The organism is Streptomyces achromogenes subsp. achromogenes (genome assembly GCF_000720835.1).
In the GTDB taxonomy this organism is placed as follows: Bacteria; Actinomycetota; Actinomycetes; order Streptomycetales; family Streptomycetaceae; genus Streptomyces; species Streptomyces achromogenes.
Genome location: NZ_JODT01000015.1, coordinates 157,014 through 176,963, shown reverse-complemented (window position 1 = coordinate 176,963; position 19,950 = coordinate 157,014). Strand labels below are relative to the sequence as shown.

At 74.0% G+C, this 19,950-nt stretch carries 13 protein-coding genes and 3 pseudogenes; 8 read left to right on the top strand and 8 right to left on the bottom strand.

Annotated elements, in window-relative coordinates; genetic code table 11:
* Positions 1 to 283: 283 nt before the first annotated feature.
* The 3 genes from IH25_RS0116915 to IH25_RS0116905 form a co-directional block, all read right to left on the bottom strand.
* Positions 284 to 1,522 (bottom strand): MFS transporter, encoded by a 1,239-nt coding sequence (locus IH25_RS0116915; protein WP_037655061.1) that lies wholly within the window; start codon positions 1,520 to 1,522, stop codon positions 284 to 286.
* A gap of 150 nt (positions 1,523 to 1,672) precedes the next feature.
* Positions 1,673 to 2,629: a methylmalonyl Co-A mutase-associated GTPase MeaB gene (gene meaB, locus IH25_RS0116910; RefSeq protein ID WP_030610174.1), complete on the bottom strand. Its 957-nt coding sequence runs from the start codon at positions 2,627 to 2,629 to the stop codon at positions 1,673 to 1,675.
* Between the two features lie 67 nt (positions 2,630 to 2,696).
* Complete coding sequence (locus IH25_RS0116905; protein WP_030610171.1) at positions 2,697 to 3,896, bottom strand: acetyl-CoA C-acetyltransferase; 1,200 nt, start codon at positions 3,894 to 3,896, stop codon at positions 2,697 to 2,699.
* Positions 3,897 to 4,045: 149 nt separating this feature from the next.
* Here IH25_RS0116905 and mce point away from each other — a divergent pair, with 149 nt between their 5' ends.
* From mce to IH25_RS40695, 6 genes and pseudogenes are all read left to right on the top strand, one after another.
* Positions 4,046 to 4,486: a methylmalonyl-CoA epimerase gene (gene mce, locus IH25_RS0116900; RefSeq protein ID WP_030610169.1), complete on the top strand. Its 441-nt coding sequence runs from the start codon at positions 4,046 to 4,048 to the stop codon at positions 4,484 to 4,486.
* A 229-nt stretch (positions 4,487 to 4,715) separates the two neighbouring features.
* Positions 4,716 to 7,604: pseudogene (scy, locus tag IH25_RS0116895) on the top strand (polarized growth protein Scy); the annotation flags it as partial.
* 165 nt (positions 7,605 to 7,769) lie between these two features.
* A pseudogene (locus IH25_RS43290) lies at positions 7,770 to 8,903 on the top strand (hypothetical protein); the annotation flags it as partial.
* 186 nt (positions 8,904 to 9,089) lie between these two features.
* Complete coding sequence (locus tag IH25_RS0116890) at positions 9,090 to 10,025, top strand: coiled-coil domain-containing protein (RefSeq protein ID WP_030610163.1); 936 nt, start codon at positions 9,090 to 9,092, stop codon at positions 10,023 to 10,025.
* Positions 10,026 to 10,259: 234 nt separating this feature from the next.
* Positions 10,260 to 11,498, top strand: a pseudogene (locus IH25_RS40700) (ABC transporter ATP-binding protein); the annotation flags it as partial.
* A complete protein-coding gene (locus tag IH25_RS40695; protein WP_030610157.1) occupies positions 11,473 to 12,354 on the top strand; it encodes an ABC transporter permease in 882 nt (293 codons plus the stop codon). The pseudogene IH25_RS40700 and the gene IH25_RS40695, both read left to right, overlap by 26 nt.
* Before the next feature lie 44 nt (positions 12,355 to 12,398).
* Here the strand turns inward: IH25_RS40695 and IH25_RS0116870 are convergent, their stop codons facing one another.
* Positions 12,399 to 12,731 carry a hypothetical protein gene (locus IH25_RS0116870; RefSeq protein ID WP_030610153.1) on the bottom strand — a complete coding sequence of 111 codons (333 nt, stop codon included), beginning with the start codon at positions 12,729 to 12,731 and terminating at the stop codon, positions 12,399 to 12,401.
* Positions 12,732 to 12,953: 222 nt separating this feature from the next.
* Here IH25_RS0116870 and IH25_RS0116865 point away from each other — a divergent pair, with 222 nt between their 5' ends.
* Positions 12,954 to 13,982 carry an LLM class flavin-dependent oxidoreductase gene (locus IH25_RS0116865; RefSeq protein WP_030610150.1) on the top strand — a complete coding sequence of 343 codons (1,029 nt, stop codon included), beginning with the start codon at positions 12,954 to 12,956 and terminating at the stop codon, positions 13,980 to 13,982.
* Between the two features lie 151 nt (positions 13,983 to 14,133).
* Here IH25_RS0116865 and IH25_RS0116860 read toward each other — a convergent pair whose 3' ends face one another.
* Entirely contained in the window at positions 14,134 to 14,526 is a 393-nt protein-coding gene (locus tag IH25_RS0116860) for an SCO5389 family protein (RefSeq protein ID WP_030610147.1), read from the bottom strand.
* A gap of 275 nt (positions 14,527 to 14,801) precedes the next feature.
* Between IH25_RS0116860 and nucS the strand changes: the two genes are divergently transcribed.
* Positions 14,802 to 15,473, top strand: a complete 672-nt coding sequence (gene nucS / locus IH25_RS0116855) for an endonuclease NucS (RefSeq protein ID WP_030610144.1) — start codon at positions 14,802 to 14,804, stop codon at positions 15,471 to 15,473.
* A 93-nt stretch (positions 15,474 to 15,566) separates the two neighbouring features.
* Here nucS and IH25_RS0116850 read toward each other — a convergent pair whose 3' ends face one another.
* The 3 genes from IH25_RS0116850 to IH25_RS0116840 all read right to left on the bottom strand — a co-directional run bounded on the left by IH25_RS0116850 (position 15,567) and on the right by IH25_RS0116840 (position 19,897).
* On the bottom strand, positions 15,567 to 18,290 hold the full coding sequence (locus tag IH25_RS0116850; protein WP_030610141.1) for an ATP-binding protein: 2,724 nt from the start codon (positions 18,288 to 18,290) through the stop codon (positions 15,567 to 15,569).
* Positions 18,291 to 18,568: 278 nt separating this feature from the next.
* Positions 18,569 to 18,892 carry an STAS domain-containing protein gene (locus IH25_RS0116845; RefSeq protein WP_030610139.1) on the bottom strand — a complete coding sequence of 108 codons (324 nt, stop codon included), beginning with the start codon at positions 18,890 to 18,892 and terminating at the stop codon, positions 18,569 to 18,571.
* Positions 18,893 to 19,048: 156 nt separating this feature from the next.
* Positions 19,049 to 19,897 (bottom strand): 3-hydroxyacyl-CoA dehydrogenase family protein, encoded by an 849-nt coding sequence (locus tag IH25_RS0116840; protein ID WP_030610137.1) that lies wholly within the window; start codon positions 19,895 to 19,897, stop codon positions 19,049 to 19,051.
* Positions 19,898 to 19,950 lie beyond the last annotated feature (53 nt).

Below are 19,950 nucleotides of genomic sequence, written 5' to 3'. Positions count from 1 at the left end.
CCCACCGCCGCCCGCGCGAGCCCGCCCGGCACCGGCATAAGCCCGCCCGGCACCGCTCACCGGCGCCCACCCGCACAGCCGACGGCCTCCTGGGGCACCGGCCGGAACGCATCACAACGGCCGGTCACAGGCGACCGCCCACCGGCAGACCGGGGCCGCGCGGAGAGCACCTCGCCCGGCGTCCGCCGCACACTCACACGGCCACCCGCACCACCACCGCCGCCGTCGCCGGAGCCCGGCGGACCGGCGGGCCCCGGTGGCCGGGGGGTGGTGGTGCGCCCGGTCAGCCGTGCTCGCCGGATGCCGGGGCGGGTGTCGGCTCCGGCGTGGGCGTACGGCCCGGTGCCGCCGTGCGGCCGACGGCGGCGGCGGCCGTGGCCAGGGCGGCGGTGCCCGCCAGGGCGAAGCACAGCGGCAGCGGCAGGCGGTCGATCAGCAGCCCGGCCGCCAGTGCCCCGGCCGAACTTCCGGCGTTCACCCCGGTGTTCACCCAGGCCCCGGCCTGGATCCGGGTCTCCTCGGTCGCCGTCTCGTCGGCCAGCAGATACGCGGTCGTCAGCGCCGGGGCGATGAACGCGCCCGCGAGGGCCAGCACGCCGGCCAGGGTCCACAGGCCGGGGGCCAGCCCCGCCGCCGCCAGCACCAGTCCGAAGGCCGCGGCGAACCGGCACAGCCGGGCCCGGGCGGGCGTACGCCAGCGCACCGCCCCGACCGCGAGTCCGCCGAGCGCGCTGCCCACCGACAGGGCGCCCAGGACCCAGGGGACCATCGTGGTGGCGTAGGAGCGCTCCTCGGCGAAGGCCAGCACCAGCAGTTCCACGGCGCTGATGGCCAGCCCGAGGCCCAGTGCGACCACGACCGCCGGCAGCAGCCCCCGCACCGGGACGGACCGTCGCCGGCGGGTGGCGGGGCGCGGGCCGGGCAGGGCCGGGGAGGTGACGAAGGCACAGGTGCCGGCCACGTTCAGGGCCGCGCTCAGCAGGATTCCGGCGGCCGCCGGGGCGACGCCCAGCAGCGCGCCGACCAGCGCCGGACCGGAGACGTACAGCAGCTCTTCGGCGACGGCGTCGAGGCTGTAGGCGCGCCGTGCCATGTCCTCGTCCGGCATCAGCGCGGACCACAGGGCGCGCATGGCCGGGCCCAGCGGCGGCGCGCAGCAGCCCGCGAGCGCGGCCGTGCCGGCGACGGCCGCCGCGGGGGCGCCCGGATGCCAGGTCAGCGCGGCCAGCAGGGCGAGCAGGGCGCCGTACAGCAGCGCCATGGGCAGCAGGACGCGACGCGGGCCGTGGCGGTCGACCAGGGCGGCGCGCAGCGGCATCAGCAGGACCGTGGTGGCGCCGAACAGGGACAGTACGACGCCGGAGACGGCCCAGGAGCCGGTGGCGGCGGTGACGGACAGCGGCATCGCCAGGCCGACGGTGGCGTAGGACAGCCGGGCCGTCAGGGCGGCGGAGAAGGTGCGGCGGGCCTGCGGCACGCGCAGGACGGCGGCGTACGAGGGCCGCGACAGGGGCGTGGACACGCGGAAGTTCCTCTGGAGAGGCGGAAGAAGGGGACACCTGAGGGCGCGGTGGCCGTCTGCGCGGCCCCGCGTGCCGGGTGTGGCCCTACGCCATGATGAGGAACAGCATGCCGGTCACGGTAGCAGGGTGATCACCGCACCGGCCAGGGGTCAGTTCCGGGTCAGTTCCGCGACCAGTTCGTCCGCGGCGCGGTAGGGGTCCAGCTCGCCGGCGACGATGCGTTCGGCGAGGGCGCCGAGCCGGCGGTCGCCGTGCAGGTCGCCGATGCGTTCGCGCAGCGCGGTGACGGCGATGGTCTCCACCTCGCGGGCCGCGCGGGCCGTGCGGCGCTCGGCGAGGACGCCCCGCTCCTCCATCCAGGCGCGGTGCTTCTCCAGGGCCTCCACCACCTCGTCGACGCCCTCGGCGCGGGCCGCGACCGTCTTGACGATGGGCGGGCGCCAGTCGCCGGGGCCGCGGGACTCGCCCAGCCCCAGCATGTGGTTCAGCTCGCGGGCGGTGGCGTCGGCGCCGTCCCGGTCGGCCTTGTTGACCACGTACACGTCGCCGATCTCCAGGATCCCGGCCTTCGCCGCCTGGATGCCGTCGCCCATGCCCGGAGCGAGCAGCACCACGCTGGTGTCGGCCTGGGAGGCGATCTCGACCTCCGACTGGCCGACGCCGACCGTCTCGACCAGGATCACGTCGCAGCCCGCCGCGTCCAGCACCCGGATGGCCTGCGGGGCGGCCCAGGCCAGCCCGCCGAGGTGGCCGCGGGTGGCCATCGAGCGAATGTAGACACCGGGGTCGGAGGCGTGGTCGGACATCCGGACCCGGTCGCCGAGCAGGGCGCCGCCGGAGAACGGGGAGGACGGGTCGACGGCCAGGACGCCGACCCTCCTGCCCTGCTTGCGGTAGGCGGTGACCAGCGCGGAGGTGGAGGTCGACTTGCCGACGCCGGGCGAGCCGGTCAGGCCCACCACATAGGCGTTGCCGGTCAGCGGCGCCAGCGCCGCCATGACCTCCCTGAGCTGCGGGGACGCCCCCTCCACCAGGGAGATCAGCCGGGCCACGGCCCGCGGCCGGCCTTCCCTGGCCTGGGCCACCAGAGAGGAGACGTCCTGCATCACAGCTCCGTTCACTTCACCGACGTACCGGAATCGGACCTACGGGGTTGTCAGGCCTACGGGGTTGTCAGGCCTTCGGCACCCGCACGATCAGCGCGTCGCCCTGGCCGCCGCCACCGCACAGCGCGGCGGCGCCGATCCCGCCGCCCCGGCGCTTGAGCTCCAGCGCCAAGTGCAGCACGAGGCGGGCGCCGGACATGCCGATCGGGTGGCCGAGGGCGATGGCGCCGCCGTTGACGTTCACCTTTTCCGTGGACACCCCGAGGTCCTTCATTGACTGCACGGCGACCGCGGCGAACGCCTCGTTGATCTCGATGAGGTCCAGGTCGGAGACGTCCAGCCCCTCCTTCTTCAGCGCGTGCCGGATGGCGTTGGACGGCTGGGACTGCAGGGAGTTGTCGGGGCCGGCCACATTGCCGTGCGCGCCGATCTCGGCGAGCCACTGAAGGCCCAGTTCCTCGGCCTTGGCCTTGCTCATCACGACCACGGCGGCGGCGCCGTCGGAGATCTGCGAGGAGGTGCCGGCGGTGATCGTGCCGTCCTTGGTGAAGGCCGGGCGCAGCTTGCCCAGGGACTCCACGGTGGTGTCGGCGCGGATGCCCTCGTCCTTGCTGAAGAGCACCGGGTCGCCCTTGCGCTGCGGGATCTCCACCGGGGTGATCTCGGCCTCGAACAGGCCGTTCTTCTGGGCGGCGGCGGCCCGCTGGTGGGACAGGGCGGCGATCTCGTCCTGCTCGGGGCGCTTGATGCCCAGGCGGGTGTTGTGCTTCTCGGTGGACTCGCCCATCGGGATGTTCTCCCACGGGTCGGTCAGGCCGTCGTAGGCCATCGCGTCGAGCATCTCGAGCGCGCCGTACTTGTAGCCCTCGCGGGAGCCGGGCAGCAGGTGCGGGGCGTTGGTCATGGACTCCTGGCCGCCCGCCACGACGATGTCGAACTCTCCGGCGCGGATCAGCTGGTCGGCGAGGGCGATGGCGTCGAGGCCGGAGAGGCACACCTTGTTGACGGTGAGCGCGGGGACGTTCATCGGGATACCGGCCTTGACGGCGGCCTGGCGGGCCGGGATCTGGCCCGCGCCGGCCTGCAGCACCTGGCCCATGATCACGTACTGCACCTGGTCGCCGCCGATCCCCGCACGGTCGAGGGCGGCCTTGATCGCGAAGCCGCCGAGGTCGGCTCCGGAGAAGGACTTCAGGGAGCCCAGCAGTCGCCCCATGGGCGTCCGGGCGCCCGCGACGATCACCGAGCTGGTCGTTCCAGAAGACATGAGGTGCGATCCCCTTCCAGCTGCGCGCAGCCGAGGAGTGAACGAGGGTTTACTTCGAATGTACTGAGCGGTTGGACAGGTCGTCACCGGCCTGTCGGTGTGATCGCGCGCACGTTGCGTAACCACCCCGGGAGCGCTGCACTGAATCCATGCTGACGCGAATCGACCACATCGGGATCGCCTGCCACGACCTCGACGCGACCGTGGAGTTCTACCGGGCCACGTACGGCTTCGAGGTGTTCCACACCGAGGTCAACGAGGAGCAGGGCGTGCGCGAGGCCATGCTCAGGATCAACGGCACCTCCGACGGCGGCGCCTCCTACCTCCAGCTGCTGGAACCGGTCCGCGAGGACTCCACGGTCGCCAAGTGGCTCGCGAAGAACGGGGAGGGCGTCCATCACATCGCCTTCGGCACCGCGGACGTGGACGCCGACTCCGAGGAGATCCGGGACAAGGGCGTGCGCGTGCTCTACGACGAGCCCCGGCGCGGCTCCATGGGCTCGCGGATCACGTTCCTGCACCCCAAGGACTGCCATGGCGTCCTCACAGAACTGGTCACTTCGGCCCCTGTTGAGTCGCCCGAGCACTGACCCCCGTACATAAGGGCCGGTAGGGTTGGGGGCGGTCGTCCCGTCAACCGGGGCGACCGGGTCCTGCCGTTGCCGGCGGGACCCGGCCGGGGTCCGGGTTTCGGGGGACGAGCGTCGGGGCAGCAGCCCGTGCTCCGCCCTCTGTCCGACACCCTTCCCCGGGGGCCCCGTTCGGCGGATGGACGGAGCTCGTTGGAGAAGCTGACCAGGGGACGGATGGGACCGCGCAGTGCGGGGCTACGAGAGCCAGGAGCGAGAGCCGGCGGCTGACGTCGACCACCTCTCTCGGTTCGAGGCCGAGATGAAGCGGCTGAGGACCGAGCGGGAGAAGGCGATCCAGCACGCCGAGGACCTCGGCTACCAGGTCGAGGTGCTGCGCGCCAAGCTGCACGAGGCGCGCCGCACCCTCATGACCCGGCCCGCCTACGACGGCGGTGACATCGGTTACCAGGCCGAGCAGTTGCTCCGTAACGCCCAGATGCAGGCCGAGCAGCTGCGCCAGGACGCCGAGCGGGAGCTGAGCCAGGCCCGGGCGCAGACCCAGCGCATCCTCCAGGAGCACGCCGAGCAGGCCGCCCGGCTCCAGGCGGAGCTGCACCAGGAGGCGGTGACCCGGCGCCAGCAGCTCGACCAGGAGCTGGCCGAGCGCCGCGCCACCGTCGAGTCGCACGTCAACGAGAACGTGGCGTGGGCGGAGCAGTTGCGCGCCCGCACCGAGCAGCAGGCCCGCCGGCTGCTGGAGGAGTCCCGCGCGGAGGCCGAGCAGGCGATGGCCGCCGCCCGCGCGGAGGCCGAGCGGCTGACCCGGGAGGCCCGGGAGCGGCTGCGCGACGAGGCCGAGTCCGCCCGCGCCGAGGCCGACCAGATCCTGCGCCGGGCCCGCGCGGACGCCGAGCGGCTGCTGAACGCGGCCTCCACCCAGGCGCAGGAGGCCACCGAGCACGCCGAGCAGCTGCGTACCGCCACGGTCACCGAGTCGGACGCGGCGCGCCGGCAGGCCGCCGAGCTGAGCCGGGCCGCCGAGGAGCGGATGGCGGCGGCCGAGGAGGCGCTGCGCAAGGCGCAGGCCGAGGCCGAGAAGGTGGTCACCGAGGCGAAGGAGGCCGCCGCCAAGGCGCTGGCGAGCGCCGAGGCCGCCAACGAGACGCGTACGCGCACCGCCAAGGAGCAGGTCGCCCGGCTGGTCGAGGAGGCCACCAAGGAGGCCGAGCACACCCGGTCCGAGGCCGAGCAGTTGGTCGCGGACGCCCGCGCGGAGGCCGAGAAGCTGGTCGCCGAGGCCGCCGAGAAGGCCCGCACGATCACCGCGGAGGAGACGGCCACCCAGCTGTCCAAGGCGGCCAAGACCGCCGAGGACGTGCTCGACAAGGCGTCGGAGGACGCCCGCAAGACCACCCGGGCCGCCGCCGAGGAGGCCGAGCGGATCCGTTCGGAGGCCGAGGCGGAGGCGGACCGGCTGCGTGCCGAGGCGCACGACATCGCCGAGCAGCTCAAGGGCGCGGCCAAGGACGACACCAAGGAGTACCGGGCCAAGACGGTCGAGCTCCAGGAGGAGGCGCGCCGGCTGCGCGGCGAGGCCGAGCAGCTGCGCGCCGACGCGGTCGCCGAGGGCGAGTCGATCCGTGCCGAGGCGCGCCGCGAGGCCGTCGCCAAGATCGAGGAGGCGGCCAGGTCCGCCGAGGAGCTGCTGGGCAAGGCCAAGGCGGACGCCGAGGAGCTGCGGCAGAGCGCGACGGCCGACAGCGAGAAGGTCCGTACCGAGGCCGCCGAGCGCGCCACCGCGCTGCGCCGGCAGGCCGAGGAGGCGCTGGAGCGTGCCCGCGAGGAGGCCGAGCGGCTGCGCGCCGAGGCCGTCGAGCAGGCCGAGGCGGCCCGGGCAAACGCCGAGAAGGCCGCGCGGGAGCTGCGCGAGGAGACCGAGAAGGCCGTCGAGGCCCGCCGGGCCGAGACCGCCGAGGAGCTGTCCCGGCTGCAGACCGAGGCGCAGGAGCGGCTGGCGGCGGCCGAGCGGGCGCTGACCGAGGCCCGCGAGGAGGCCGCCCGGGTCCGCCGGGAGACCGCCGAGGAGAGCGAGCGGCTGCGCGCGGAGTCCGCCGAGCGGATCCGTACGCTCCAGGAGCAGGCCGAGGCCGAGGCCGAACGGCTGCGCACCGAGGCCGCCTCCGACGCGTCCGCCTCCCGTGCCGAGGGCGAGGCCATCGCCGTACGGCTGCGGTCGGAGGCCGCCGCGGAGGCGGAGCGGCTGAAGGCGGAGGCCCAGGACACCGCCGACCGGGTGCGCGCGGAGGCGCAGGCCGCCGCCGAGCGGCTGGGTGCCGAGGCGTCCGAGACGCTGGCCGCCGCGCAGGAGGAGGCCGCCCGGCGCCGCCGCGAGGCCGAGGAGCTGCTCGGTGCCGCCCGCGAGGAGGCCGGCCAGGAGCGGCAGCGGGCCCGGGAGCAGAGCGAGGAGCTGCTGGCCGCCGCCCGCAAGCGGGTCGAGGAGGCACAGGCCGAGGCGACCCGGCTGGTGGAGGAGGCCGACCGGCGGGCCGGCGAGATGGTCGCCGCCGCCGAACAGCACGCCCAGCAGGTACGGGACTCCGTCGCCGGGCTGCACGAGCAGGCGCAGGAGGAGATCGCCGGGCTGCGCTCGGCCGCCGAGCACGCGGCGGACCGTACCCGGCGGGAGGCCGAGGAGGAGGCGGACCGGGTCCGCTCCGACGCCTACGCCGAGCGGGAGCGGGCCGGCGAGGACGCCGCCCGCATCCGGCGCGAGGCGCACGAGGAGTCCGAGGCCGCGAAGGCGCTGGCCGAGCGGACGACGACGGAGGCGATCGCCGAGGCCGAGCGGCTGCGCGCGGACGCGGGCGAGTACGCGCAGCGGGTGCGCACCGAGGCGTCGGACGCGCTCGCCGAGGCCGACCAGGCGGCGGCCCGTACCCGGGCGGACGCCCGCGAGGACGCCAACCGCATCCGCTCCGACGCCGCCGCCCAGGCGGACACCCTCATCACCGAGGCCCGCAAGGAAGCCGAACGGCTCCAGACCGAGACCGCCGCCGAAGCCGAACGCGTGCGCACCGAGGCGGTCACGGAGGCCGAGCGGCTGCGCGGCGAGACCGCGGCCGAGGCGGAGCGGATCCGGACCGAGGCGTCCGAGACGCTCACCGAGGCCAACGAGGCGGCGGCCCGTACCCGGGCGGACGCCCGCGAGGACGCCAACCGCATCCGCTCCGACGCCGCCAACCAGGCGGACACCCTCATCACCGAGGCCCGCAAGGAAGCCGAACGGCTCCAGACCGAGACCGCCGCCGAAGCCGAGCGGGTGCGTACCGAGGCGCTGGCCGAGGCCGACCGGGTGCGTACGGAGGCCGTCGCGAACGCCGAGCAGCTGATCGGGGACGCCACCACCGACGCCGAGCGGCTGCGGGCGGAGGCCGCCGAGACGGTCGGTTCCGCGCAGGCGCACGCCGAGCGGGTGCGGGCGGAGGCCGAGCGGACGAAGGCGGACGCCGAGGCGGAGGCCGAACGGCTCGTCGGTTCCGCGCGCGAGGAGGCGGAGCGGACCCTGGACGAGGCCCGCAAGGACGCCAACAAGCGGCGTTCGGAGGCGGCCGAGCAGGTCGACAAGCTCATCACGGAGACCACGGCGGAGGCCGACAAGCTGCTCGCCGAGGCGCAGGCGCAGGCCCTGAAGACCACGGCGGACGCCGAGTCGCAGGCCGACACGATGGTGGGCGCGGCCCGCAGCGAGGCCGAGCGGATCGTCGCCGAGGCGACCATCGAGGGCAACTCGCTGGTGGAGAAGGCCCGTACGGACGCCGACGAGCTGCTGGTCGGCGCGCGCCGGGACGCCACCGCGATAAGGGAACGCGCCGAGGAGCTGCAGAGCCGGATCACCACCGAGATCGAGGAGCTGCACGAGCGGGCCCGCCGCGAGGCCGCCGAGACGATGAAGTCCACCGGCGACCGCTGCGACGCGCTCATCAAGGCCGCCGAGGAGCAGTTGGCGAAGGCCGAGGCCAAGGCCAAGGAGCTGGTCTCGGAGGCCGACTCCGAAGCGGGCAAGGTGCGGATCGCCGCGGTGAAGAAGGCGGAGGGCCTGCTCAAGGAGGCCGAGCAGAAGAAGGCGCGCCTGGTCAAGGAGGCCGAGGCGCTGAAGGCCGAGGCGGTCCGCGAGGCCCGGCGTACGGTGGAGGAGGCCGAGGCGCTGAAGGCGGAGGCGATCCGCGAGGCGCGGCGCACCGTCGACGAGGGCAAGCGGGAGCTGGAGATCCTGATGCGCCGGCGCGAGGACATCAACGCCGAGATCTCCCGGGTGCAGGACGTCCTGGAGGCGCTGGGGTCCCTCGACGCGCCCGCGTCCGGCAAGGACGGCGGGGTCAAGGCGGGCGCCACCGTGGGCGCCCCCCGATCGGGTGGCAAGTCGTCAGAGAGCTAGCGGGCGGGAGGCGTTGTGGTGTCTTCTGGGTGCTTTGCCCTGCTCCATGGCAAGCGGCCCACCGGCCGGCCACTCGAAAGAGGCGCCATTCTCCAGATCAAAACCGTATCCGCTCGATGACACACCGCTGTGGCCCCTAGGATTCTTGTATCACCTCACTCACCGGTCTCATTCGACAGGAACCCCATGAGCGACACTTCCCCCTACGGCTTCGAGCTTGTGCGGCGTGGATACGACCGCGCTCAGGTGGACGAACGCATCTCCAAGCTCGTCTCCGACCGTGACAGCGCTCTCGCCCGGATCACCGCCCTGGAGAAGCGCATCGAGGAGCTGCACCTCGAGACGCAGAACGCCCAGGCCCAGATCACGGACGCCGAGCCGTCGTACGCGGGTCTCGGCGCGCGGGTCGAGAAGATCCTGCGGCTGGCCGAGGAAGAGGCCAAGGAGCTGCGCGAGGAGGCCCGGCGGGCGGCCGAGCAGCACCGCGACCTCGCCGAGTCGGCGGCCCAGCAGGTCCGCAACGACGCCGAGACGTACGCGGCCGAGCGCAAGGCCAAGGCCGAGGACGAGGGCGTCCGGATCGTCGAGAAGGCCAAGGCCGACGCGGCCCAGCTGCGTGCCGAGGCCCAGAAGGACGCGCAGTCCAAGCGGGAGGAGGCGGACGCCCTCTTCGAGGAGACCCGCGCCAAGGCCGCGCAGGCCGCCGCCGACTTCGAGACCAACCTGGCCAAGCGGCGCGAGCAGTCCGAGCGGGACCTGGCCTCGCGTCAGCAGAAGGCGGAGAAGCGGCTCGCCGAGATCGAGCACCGGGCCGAGCAGCTGCGCCTGGAGGCGGAGAAGCTGCGCACCGACGCCGAGCGCCGGGCCCGGCAGACGGTGGAGACCGCCCAGCGGCAGGCCGAGGACATCGTGGCCGACGCCAACGCCAAGGCGGACCGGATCCGTTCGGAGTCCGAGCGGGAGCTGGCGGCGCTCACCAACCGCCGCGACAGCATCAACGCCCAGCTGACGAACGTCCGCGAGATGCTCGCCACGCTGACCGGCGCCGCGGTGGCCGCGGCCGGCACGTCCGGCGACGACGAGCCGGTCTCCCGGAGCGTTCCGGCGCAGCAGTCCCGGTAGTCGTACGACGCCGGCCGGGTGAAGGGGCGGCGGGACCGGGTCCCGCCGCCCCTTCGCCGTCTTTCCGCCTGCTGGAGCGCCGGGACGCCCGGTGATCTCCGGGCCTGCGGTACCCCGGGTTCCACTCTCCGGCTTTACTCTCTCTTGGGCGGAACCGTCAGCGCCTGGATATCCTCCTAACCCTTACGGGGGCGTGTGCCCCGCCTTCCTGAACCTTTTCGATGGGTGCGGAGCATGATCGAGGCTGTCGGCCTGACCAAGCGCTACGGCGACAAGACCGCCGTGTACAACCTTTCCTTCCAGGTACGGCCAGGAGCCGTGACCGGCTTCCTCGGGCCCAACGGCTCGGGCAAGTCCACGACGATGCGGATGATCCTCGGGCTGGACAACCCCACGTCCGGGTCGGTCACCATCGGCGGCTACCCGTACCGCAAGCTGCCCAACGCACCCCGGCAGGTCGGCGCGCTGCTCGACGCCAAGGCCGTGCACGGCGGCCGGTCCGCCCGCAACCACCTGCTGAGCCTCGCCCAGCTGTCGGGCATCCCGGCCCGCCGCGTGGACGAGGTGCTCGGCGTGGTCGGCCTCCAGGACGTGGCGAAGAAGCGCTCCAAGGGCTTCTCGCTGGGCATGGGCCAGCGCCTCGGCATCGCCGCCGCGCTGCTCGGCGACCCGCAGGTGCTGCTCTTCGACGAGCCGGTCAACGGCCTCGACCCCGAGGGCATCCTCTGGGTCCGCAACTTGATGAAGGCGCTGGCGGCGGAGGGCCGTACGGTCTTCGTCTCCTCCCATCTGATGAGCGAGATGGCGCTGACCGCCGACCACCTCATCGTGATCGGGCGCGGGCAGCTGCTCGCCGACATGAGCGTGACAGACTTCATCTCGGCGAACTCCGCCGACTTCGCGCGCGTGCGCACCCCCGACACCGAGCCGCAGCTGCGGGAGAAGCTCGCCGCCGCGCTCGCCGAGGCGGGCGGGCACGTGCTGCCCGAGCAGGACGGCGCGCTGCGCGTGACCGGGCTGCCGCTGCCCCGCATCAGCGACCTCGCGCACGAGGCGGGCGTCCGGCTGTGGGAGCTGTCTCCGCACCAGGCGTCGCTGGAGGAGGCGTACATGCGGATGACCCAGGCCGCCGTGGACTACCGCTCGACGGTCGACCAGAAGGCGGGCCTCCAGCAGCCGCTGCCGCCCGGCGCCCAGCCGTCCATGCCGGTCCCGGGCCAGGGCCAGCCCGGCTGGTACGCCCCGCCGCCGCCGCAGCAGGGCGGCCAGCCCTTCGCGATGCCCCCGGGCGGCCCGTACGGCGGCGCCCCGGGCAACGGGCAGGGTGCCCCGGCGAACGGGTACGGCACCGCGGGAGCGGCGCCGGCGCGGCCCCGGCCCCCGCCCCGGCCGCCGCCCCCGCCGCCCCCGTCTCCGCCGCCCCGACGACCCAGCCCGAGGACGCCCGATGAGCACCCCCCAGCCCCCGATGCCGCAGGCCCCGGCCGCCGCGCCCGAGTGGCAGGCGCCTGGTGGGTCGTACGCCGGTTACACCTCGCCCATCCCGGTCGTGCGCACCCATCTCGGGCACGCGCTGGCCTCCGAGTGGACGAAGATCAGGTCGGTGCGCTCCACGATGTGGACGCTCGGCGTGTTCGTGCTGCTCGTCGTCGGCATCGGTCTCGCCACCGGCGCGCTGGTCTCGGCCAATTCCAGCTCCGCGGACCTGGACGGCGAGAACCCGTTGACGCTCGGCTTCTTCGGTCTGCTCCTCGGCTCCATCTGCATCATCACGCTCGGCGTGCTGACCACGGCGTCGGAGTACGGCACGGGCATGATCCGCACGACGATGACCGCGTGCCCCAGCCGGGCCCGGGTGCTCGCCGCCAAGTCGATCGTGTTCTTCACCGTCGCCTTCGTGTTCACCCTGGTCGCGTCCGCCTTCGTGGCGATGGTCCAGGTGTCCATGCTGGAGGGCGCCGGCGCCCGCACCCCGAGCGGCTCGGAGTGGTTCAAGGCCACCGTCGGCATCAGCCTCTACATCGCGCTGCTCGGCCTGCTCTCGCTGCTGATCGGCTCGGTCATCCGGCACTCCGCGGGCGGCATCACCATCATGATCGGCGTGGTGCTGGCGCCGCTGGTGATCGCGATGTTCATGGTCGCGGAGTCGATGCACAGGCTGCGCGACTGGCTGTTCGAGTACTCGATCCCGAACCAGCTGAGCGTCTTCTACTCCAACTCCCTGACCGAGTCCGGCCCGTCCGGCTGGGACCCGCTGTGGATCATGCTGGGCGTGACGGCGGCGGTGTACGCGGGCACGTACGCGCTGCTGCGGAGCCGGGACGTGTGAGACGTACGAGGTGTGAGACGTACGACGGCACATAGCCGTCCGGCTCAGAACCTCGGCGCGTTACGGGACCGCTGCACCCGCGTGGTGCGGCGGTCCTTCGCGTTCCAGCAGGCCTTGTGCCAGTGCCGGCGGTCGTCGACGCCCGCGTACTCGGGCCAGGCCACCACGTGCGGGACGCCGGAGGGGATCAGCTGGTCGCAGCCCGGGCAGCGGTAGGTCTTGCCCTGCGCGCTCGCCCCGGCGACGTGCCGCACGCTCCACTCCTCGCCCTGCCAGCTCTCGGTGGACTGCCAGCCGCCGTACCGGCCGGCGGGGTCGTCCTCGGCGCTCCGGCCCGACGATCCGGCTGCCTTCGGTCGGTTGCGACGCGGGGACACGGGACACCTCTCGGGGCTATACAGGAAGCACGGGCGCCATCCAGCCTACGCGGCGCCGAGCGGGGTACGGGTACGGAACCAACCCCCACAAGTCCCCCTCCCAAGCGGCCCATTCTCCAGACAATCGGCAAATCTCCCCGCGGGACCGTGTCCTTGGCACGTGTCAGACGGTTATGCCGGGTGGGGGAGCTCCGGGTCGGAGCCAAGGAAGCGGGAAATGCGATGCGCGTAGGAACTTTTGTGCTGGCCGCCCAGTTCCCCGGTCAGGGTCCGGGAGAGGCGCTGCACCGGGCGGTCCGCTCGGCGGAGGTCGCCGAGCAGGCCGGGCTGGACGCCGTATGGCTGGCCGAGCACCACTTCGTGCCCTACGGCACATGCCCCTCGGCGGTCACCCTGGCCGCGCTGCTGCTGGGCCGCACCCAGCGCATCCGGGTCGGCACGGCGGTCAGCGTCCTGCCCACCGCGCACCCGGTCGCCCTCGGCGAGCAGGCCGCGCTGCTCCACGTCACCAGCGGCGGACGGTTCACGCTGGGCGTCGGGCGCGGCGGCCCGTGGGTGGACCTGGAGGTGTTCGGAGCGGGCCTGGAGGCGTACGAACACGGGTTCCCGGAGTCGCTCGATCTGCTGCTGCGCTGGCTGCGCGAACCGGCGGTGGCGGCCCGTGGCGAGCGGTACGCCTTCCGCGAGGTGCCGGTCGTGCCCCGCCCGTCGGACGCCCTGACCGACACCCCCGGCCCCGAGGTCGTGCTGGCCTGCACCTCGCCGGCGAGCGTGCGGCTGGCCGCCGAGCGCGGGCTGCCGATGCTGCTCGGCATGCACATCGGGGACGAGGAGAAGGCCGAGATGGTCGCCCTGTGGCGGGACCGCGCCCGGGCGGCGGGCCGGCCGGCCGAGGAGATCGCGGGCGCCGCCCATGTCTCGGCCGGCGTCTGCCAGCTCGCCGACCGGCGCACCGACGCGGCCGAAACCCTGCTGAAGGCGATGCCGGGCTGGCTGCGGCAGGGGCTCGGGGCCCATATGACGGTGGACGGACGGCAGCGTGTGATGCGCGACCCGCACGCCTACACGGAGCTGCTGTGCGGGCTGCATCCGGTGGGCACCCCACGGCTCGCCGCCGACCGGCTCGCGGCCACCTCGGAGCGCACCGGGATCTCCCGCTTCGCCCTCATGGTCGAGGGCTCGGGCCAGCTGGCGGCCACCGAGGAGAACCTACGGCGGCTCGGCGCGGAGGTACTGCCCCAGCTGAGCTGACCGCGCCGGCCGCGCCGGGCCGTGGTGCTCTCCCCGGCGCGGGGCCGCCCGGGGGCTTGCCGCCCCGACGACGCATGCACCTCCCCCGGGGTGGAGCGGCAAGCCGACGGCTCTCCGACTCGGTCTCGGCCGTGCCGCGGCCGCGGCCGCGTCAGCAGTCCCGGAGCTCCGGGGACTGGTTCAGCAGCTGGGCACGCACCGACGTGAAGCGGGCCAGCCTCTCGTCCACCGAGGCGTCCAGCGGGAACACCGCCACACGGTGGCAGTTCTGGAAGGCCAGCCGCACACCGAAGTGCCGCTGCAGCGCGCCGCGTATCGCGTCACTCGCGAGCGCACGCAGCAGCTGACCGCGCGCCTGCTCGTCCGGCGGGGGCGTCTGGTTGTCGGCGAAGGGTCCGCCGTCCACCTTCAGCTGGGCCACCAGGGAGCTGATCATCTCCCATGCGTAGGGCAGGGAGGTCCGGACGCAGTCGACGAATGCTGCTTCGTCGACCTCGCCTCGCTCGGCCTGTTCGAGTAGGGCCGGTGAGACGTCGAGCGACATGGGTTCTCCTCTCGCACCCCCGAAGCGCAGGGGTTGGCGGACAGATGGGGGAGTTCGCGATTTCGAACACGCTCGGTACAGGGGCCGCAACCTCCCGTCCCTACGGTAGGCAACGGTCGGTGACCACACCAGCAGAATGCGTATATGGAACGGTCGGCTCATGCTCACTATCGGCCAGGGATGAACAAGAGGTTCCAGGGACAATTGGGGCGATCCACAGGGAGCGGGATGGGCGGATCGCGTGCACCGGCGCGCGTCGAGTAGCGTTGCCGACCATGCGTCTCGTCATTGCCCGATGCTCGGTCGACTACGCCGGCCGGCTCACCGCCCATCTGCCCTCGGCACCTCGACTGATCCTGGTCAAGGCGGACGGCAGCGTCTCCATCCACGCCGACGACCGGGCCTACAAGCCGCTCAACTGGATGTCGCCGCCCTGCACGCTGAAGGAGGGGACCGGCGAGGAGGCGGGCGTGTGGACCGTCGTCAACAAGGCGGGCGAGAAACTGATCATCACGATGGAGGAGATCCTCCACGACTCCTCGCACGAACTCGGGGTGGACCCGGGCCTGATCAAGGACGGCGTGGAAGCGCACCTCCAGGAACTGCTCGCCGACCGCATCGAGACCCTGGGCGACGGGTACACCCTGATCCGCCGCGAGTACATGACCGCGATCGGCCCGGTGGACATCCTGTGCCGGGACGCCGACGGCCGGACGGTCGCGGTGGAGATCAAGCGGCGGGGCGAGATCGACGGCGTCGAACAGCTCACCCGCTACCTGGACCTGCTGAACCGCGACCCGCATCTGGCGCCGGTCCGCGGCGTCTTCGCCGCGCAGGAGATCAAGCCCCAGGCCCGCGTCCTCGCCACCGACCGCGGCATCGACTGCCACATCCTGGACTACGACGCCCTGCGGGGCATCGAGGACGACAAACTCCGCCTGTTCTGACCGCCGCCGTCCCGTCCGCCGCCGCCCCACCCGGCCCCCGCAGCGGGGCCAGGGGGGCGGCGGTTTCCGTCGGGTGCCGTCGGTAGGGCGGGGTCAGATCAGCGAGTTGGACGCGGACGGGGCCGGGTGGGTCGCCGAGGCCGTGGTGGAGCCGGTGGAGCCGGAGGTCGTCGTGCCGGTGGTCTCGCCGGACGTGGTGCCGCCCGTGTCGGTGGTGCCGCCCGTCGTCCCGCCCGTGGACGTACCCTCCGTCGAGCCGCCGGTGGTCTCCCCCGTCGTACCGGTGCTGCCGCCCGTGTCGGTGGTGCCGCCCGTCGTGCCGCCCGTGGACGTACCGCCCGTCGAGCCGCCGGTCGTCGTGCCGTCCGTCGGCGTGCCCCCCGTCGAGCCGGTGGAGCCTGTGCCGCCGCTCCCGGTGGAGCCGCCGGACGTGCCGCCCGTCGTGCCGCCCGTGGACGAACCGCCCGACCCGCCGGGCCTCGGCGAGGCCGACGGCGAGCCGGAGGACGTGCCGGGCAGGGACGGCTCGCCGCTCTCCGAGGGGCGGAACGTGGCCCTCGGCGGCGCGGGGTCGTCCGCCGTGCCGTATGTGCCGTCCGGCCCGGGTGACGCGGGCCGGCCGCCGGCCCCGCCGGTGTCCCCGGTGTCCGTCGGGCCCACGCCCGAGTCCGCTTCGTCCACGCCGGGGCTCGCCGACGGATTGGCGTCGACCTTGCCTCCCGGGTCCTGGCCGGCGCTGCCGGAGGAGGTCATGCCGAGGGTGACGACCGTACCGAGCACGGCCGCGAGCAGGGCACCGGCACCGGCCGCGACCAGGTTGCGCCGGGCCAGCCGCCGCAGACCGCCGCCCCGCGCCCCGGGCCGCGCCGCGGGATCCGTCGCCGGCGCTGCCGCAGACGATGCCACCGGCGCTGCCACCGGCCGGGGCACGGGCTGGGTCAGCTGCCGCGTCAGCTGGGTTTCGCCCGACGGGCCGTAGGGCACCGGCGCCGGCTCGTCCGGCCGTACCTCCGCCGGCTCGTCCGGCCGTACCTCCGCCGGCTCCTCCCGTACCGGGACGGACGGCGTCGGCGCAGGCCCCGGAACCGGCCGCCCCGGCACCTCGCCGGCGCGGTCGGCGAGCAGCGCCAGCGCCCGGCGCCCGGCCACCGCGCCCCGCTTGTCCGCGAGCGCGCCGCGCAGCCCGCTGGATGCCTCCAGCTCCGCACGGGCCCGGCCGAACTGCCCGGAGCACAGCGCGAGGATGCCCAACTCGTGATGGAAATAGGCTTGTTCGGCCACCTCTCCGCTCAGCCGGGCGGCCTCCGCGCCGGACCGCAGGGCCCGCTCCCAGGCGCTCCAGTGCAGCCCCGCGGCGAACGCGGGCGCCGCCGTACGCGCCAGCCGTACCGCGCCGCCCTCCTCGTCCTCGGCGGACGACGCCGCGCGCGGGACGACGGCGGCCAGCGCGGCCAGCACCGCGTCGGCCTCCTGGCACACCCGCTCCGGGGTGACCGAGGGGTGCCCGGCCCACCAGGCGTAGTGCCGGGTCGCGGTGAGGGCGTGCCCGGCCGCGTCGTCGGCGTATCCGGCGGCCTCCAGCTGGGTCCGTACACCGGCAGCGAGCCGGTAGCGGGAGCCGACCGGGGAGACCAGTCCGCAGCTCGCCAACTCGCCGAGGGCGGCGTCGGCGTGGGTGTCGCCGACCAGGGCGGGCAGGTGCGCCTGGTGCGGCAGCTCGCCGCCGAGGGCCACCGCGAAGCGCAGGGCGGCCCGGGCGGAGGGGCTGAGCCGGGAGGCGAGCAGCGGGGCGGGCGCCGCCGCCTCGCCGAGGGAGGGCAGCGGAACCGCGTCCCCCGGCTCTCCCGGCTCCACCGGCGGCTCGGCGGCCCGGCGTACGTCCTCGAAGACCCCGTACTCGTCCACCGCGCCGGTGCTGGCCCGCAGCCGGTCGCGCTGCCGGAGCAGGGCGCCGGCCTGCACGAACCTGAGCGGCAGTCCCTCGGACTCGAACCACAGGTCGCCGGCCCAGTTGACCTCTTCCTCGGTGAGCGGCCGGCCGGCGGTCCGCTCCAGGACCGCCAGCCCGGCGGCCCGGTCGAGACCGCCGAGGAAGACCTCCTCCACGTCCGCCTCGGCGGAGGGCGCGGGCACGTCGGGCGTGACGGCGAACAGGAACGCGCACTCGGGGGTGGCGTCGAGCAGTTCGTCCAGGGCGGCGCCGCCGAACTCCAGGTCGTCCACGACGACGACCGCGCCGATCTCTCCGACGAGGGCGCGCAGTTCGTCCGGATCGGGACGGTAGCCGGGGGCGTCATGGACGGCGTGGAACAGGTCGTGCAGCAGGTCGCCGGGCGCCCGGCGGAAGCCGCTCAGCCGGACCACGCCGTCGGGGGCGAGGTCGCGGCAGTCCTCGGCGACCGCGTCGAGCAGCGCGGTGCGGCCGGAACCGGCCGGTCCGGTGAGGCGGACGGAGCGCCCGCGGGCCAGCAGCCGGGCCAGGCGCTCGCGCTCCTCCCGACGCTCCGGCACCTCGGGCGCGGCGGAGGCGGCGGGGGCGGCGCCGGCCGGGGCGGGCGGACGGGCGGCGAGTTCCACCTCGGCGCGCTCGACGGCGGTGCGCTTGGTGGCCCGGCCGGGGCGCTCGGCCGGCGGGCACGGCTCGATCTCGCTGCCGTCGACCGGATTGACGGTCAGCTGGAGGTCGCCGCAGACCAGCCGGTCCATGCGGGCGGGCGCGGGCGTGGCCGGGGCGAGGTCGGAGGCGAGGGGGTCCCGGGACGGGCGGCGGTGGTGCGCCTGGCCGTGGTCCTCGGGTCCCGGGTTGATCGGGTCCATGGGTTCAAGCTCCCCAAAAGCGTCGTGTGCCCGTGTTGTGGCCCTCCCGGCCTCGTCGCACACCGCGCTGTCGCTTCTGGTCCGGGCCCGCTCGGTCGAGGGTCGCGAGACGGCGGGCGACCGCACCCTAAACCGTCACCGGGTCCCGGCGACAGGCCGGGGTGCCGTGCGGTCCGAGACGTCACGGTCTCGGGAGGATTGCCCCCGTCGTACGGTTCGGCTCTCGTGCCCGGTCCGGCCGGGCCCCGTCCGGTACGCGCCGTGCCCCCGTGGGTGCCTCACACCCGGGGCAGCGACTCCACGCCGATGCCGCCCTCGATGGCGAGGATGCGGTGCAGCCGGGTGGCCACCAGCAGGCGCTGCATCTGCGCGGGCACGCCCCGCAGCACCAGCCGGCGCCCGCAGCGGCCGGCCCGCCGGTGGGCACCCATGATCACGCCGAGTCCGGTGGCGTCCCAGGAATCCAGTTCGGACAGGTCGAGCACCAGGTCGCCGACTCCGGTGTCGACGGCCGAGTGCAGGGCCGTACGGGCGTCCGCCGCGCTGCGGACGTCGAGGCGGCCCCCGACGACCAGCTCGGCGTGGTCGCCCCTGATGTGCATATGCGCTCCCCGTTGAGTGCGGTTGGCGTACTCCGTGACGGATGCTGTGCCCCGTCTGACTGTGCGGGTGGCGGTGCGGTTGCTGCTTGTCAGCGAACCGATACCAATTTCACCCCCGGGAGTGATACTCCCGGGGACTGTGTGGCGGGGTGGGGCTCAGTACCTGTAGAAGCCCTGCCCGCTCTTGCGGCCGATGTCACCGGCGTCCACCATCCGGCGCATCAGCTCCGGCGGGGCGAACTTCTCGTCCTGGGACTCGGTGTAGATGTTGCTCGTGGCGTGCAGCAGGATGTCCACGCCGGTGAGGTCGGCGGTGGCGAGCGGGCCCATGGCGTGGCCGAAGCCCAGCTTGCAGGCGAGGTCGATGTCCTCGGCGGTGGCGACGCCGGACTCGTAGAGCTTGGTCGCCTCCACCACGAGGGCGGAGATCAGCCGGGTGGTGACGAAGCCGGCCACGTCCCGGTTGACGACGATGCAGGTCTTGCCGACGGACTCGGCGAACTCCCGGGCGGTGGCGAGGGTCTCGTCGCTGGTCTTGTAGCCGCGGACCAGCTCCACGAGCCGCATCATCGGCACCGGCGAGAAGAAGTGGACGCCGACGACCCGTTCGGGGTGCTCGGTGGCCGCCGCGATCTTGGTGATCGGGATGGCGGAGGTGTTGGAGGCGAGCACGGTGTCCTCGCGCACGAGCTTGTCGAGCGCGCGGAAGATCTCGTGCTTGACCTCCAGCTTCTCGAAGACGGCCTCCACCACGACGTCCGCGTCGGCGGCGGCGTCGAGGTCGGTGGTGGGGGTGATGCGCGCGAGGGCGGCCTCGGCGTCCTCGGCGGCCAGCTTGCCCTTGCTCACGAACTTGTCGTACGAGGCCTTGATGCCGTCGGTGCCGCGCCCCAGCGCCTCGTCGGTGACGTCTCGCAGCACGACCTCCCAGCCCGCCTGCGCGGCGACCTGAGCGATACCGGATCCCATGAGCCCGGCCCCGATGACGGCAAGCTTCCGTGCCACTCCGACTCCCCTTAGAACGCGCTGAACGTCTGCCTCTCCGGCGGACCATAGCG

Bases quoted from the DNA above. Each gene is read 5' to 3' on its own strand.
- IH25_RS0116860 (WP_030610147.1), bottom strand. From the start codon at position 14,526: ATGTCGCTCGACGTCTCACCGGCCCTACTCGAACAGGCCGAGCGAGGC.
- IH25_RS40695 (WP_030610157.1), top strand. From the start codon at position 11,473: ATGAGCACCCCCCAGCCCCCGATGCCGCAGGCCCCGGCCGCCGCGCCC.
- IH25_RS0116865 (WP_030610150.1), top strand. From the start codon at position 12,954: ATGCGCGTAGGAACTTTTGTGCTGGCCGCCCAGTTCCCCGGTCAGGGT.
- meaB (WP_030610174.1), bottom strand. From the start codon at position 2,629: ATGCAGGACGTCTCCTCTCTGGTGGCCCAGGCCAGGGAAGGCCGGCCG.
- nucS (WP_030610144.1), top strand. From the start codon at position 14,802: ATGCGTCTCGTCATTGCCCGATGCTCGGTCGACTACGCCGGCCGGCTC.
- IH25_RS0116850 (WP_030610141.1), bottom strand. From the start codon at position 18,290: ATGGACCCGATCAACCCGGGACCCGAGGACCACGGCCAGGCGCACCAC.
- IH25_RS0116905 (WP_030610171.1), bottom strand. From the start codon at position 3,896: ATGTCTTCTGGAACGACCAGCTCGGTGATCGTCGCGGGCGCCCGGACG.
- mce (WP_030610169.1), top strand. From the start codon at position 4,046: ATGCTGACGCGAATCGACCACATCGGGATCGCCTGCCACGACCTCGAC.
- IH25_RS0116845 (WP_030610139.1), bottom strand. From the start codon at position 18,892: ATGCACATCAGGGGCGACCACGCCGAGCTGGTCGTCGGGGGCCGCCTC.
- IH25_RS0116890 (WP_030610163.1), top strand. From the start codon at position 9,090: ATGAGCGACACTTCCCCCTACGGCTTCGAGCTTGTGCGGCGTGGATAC.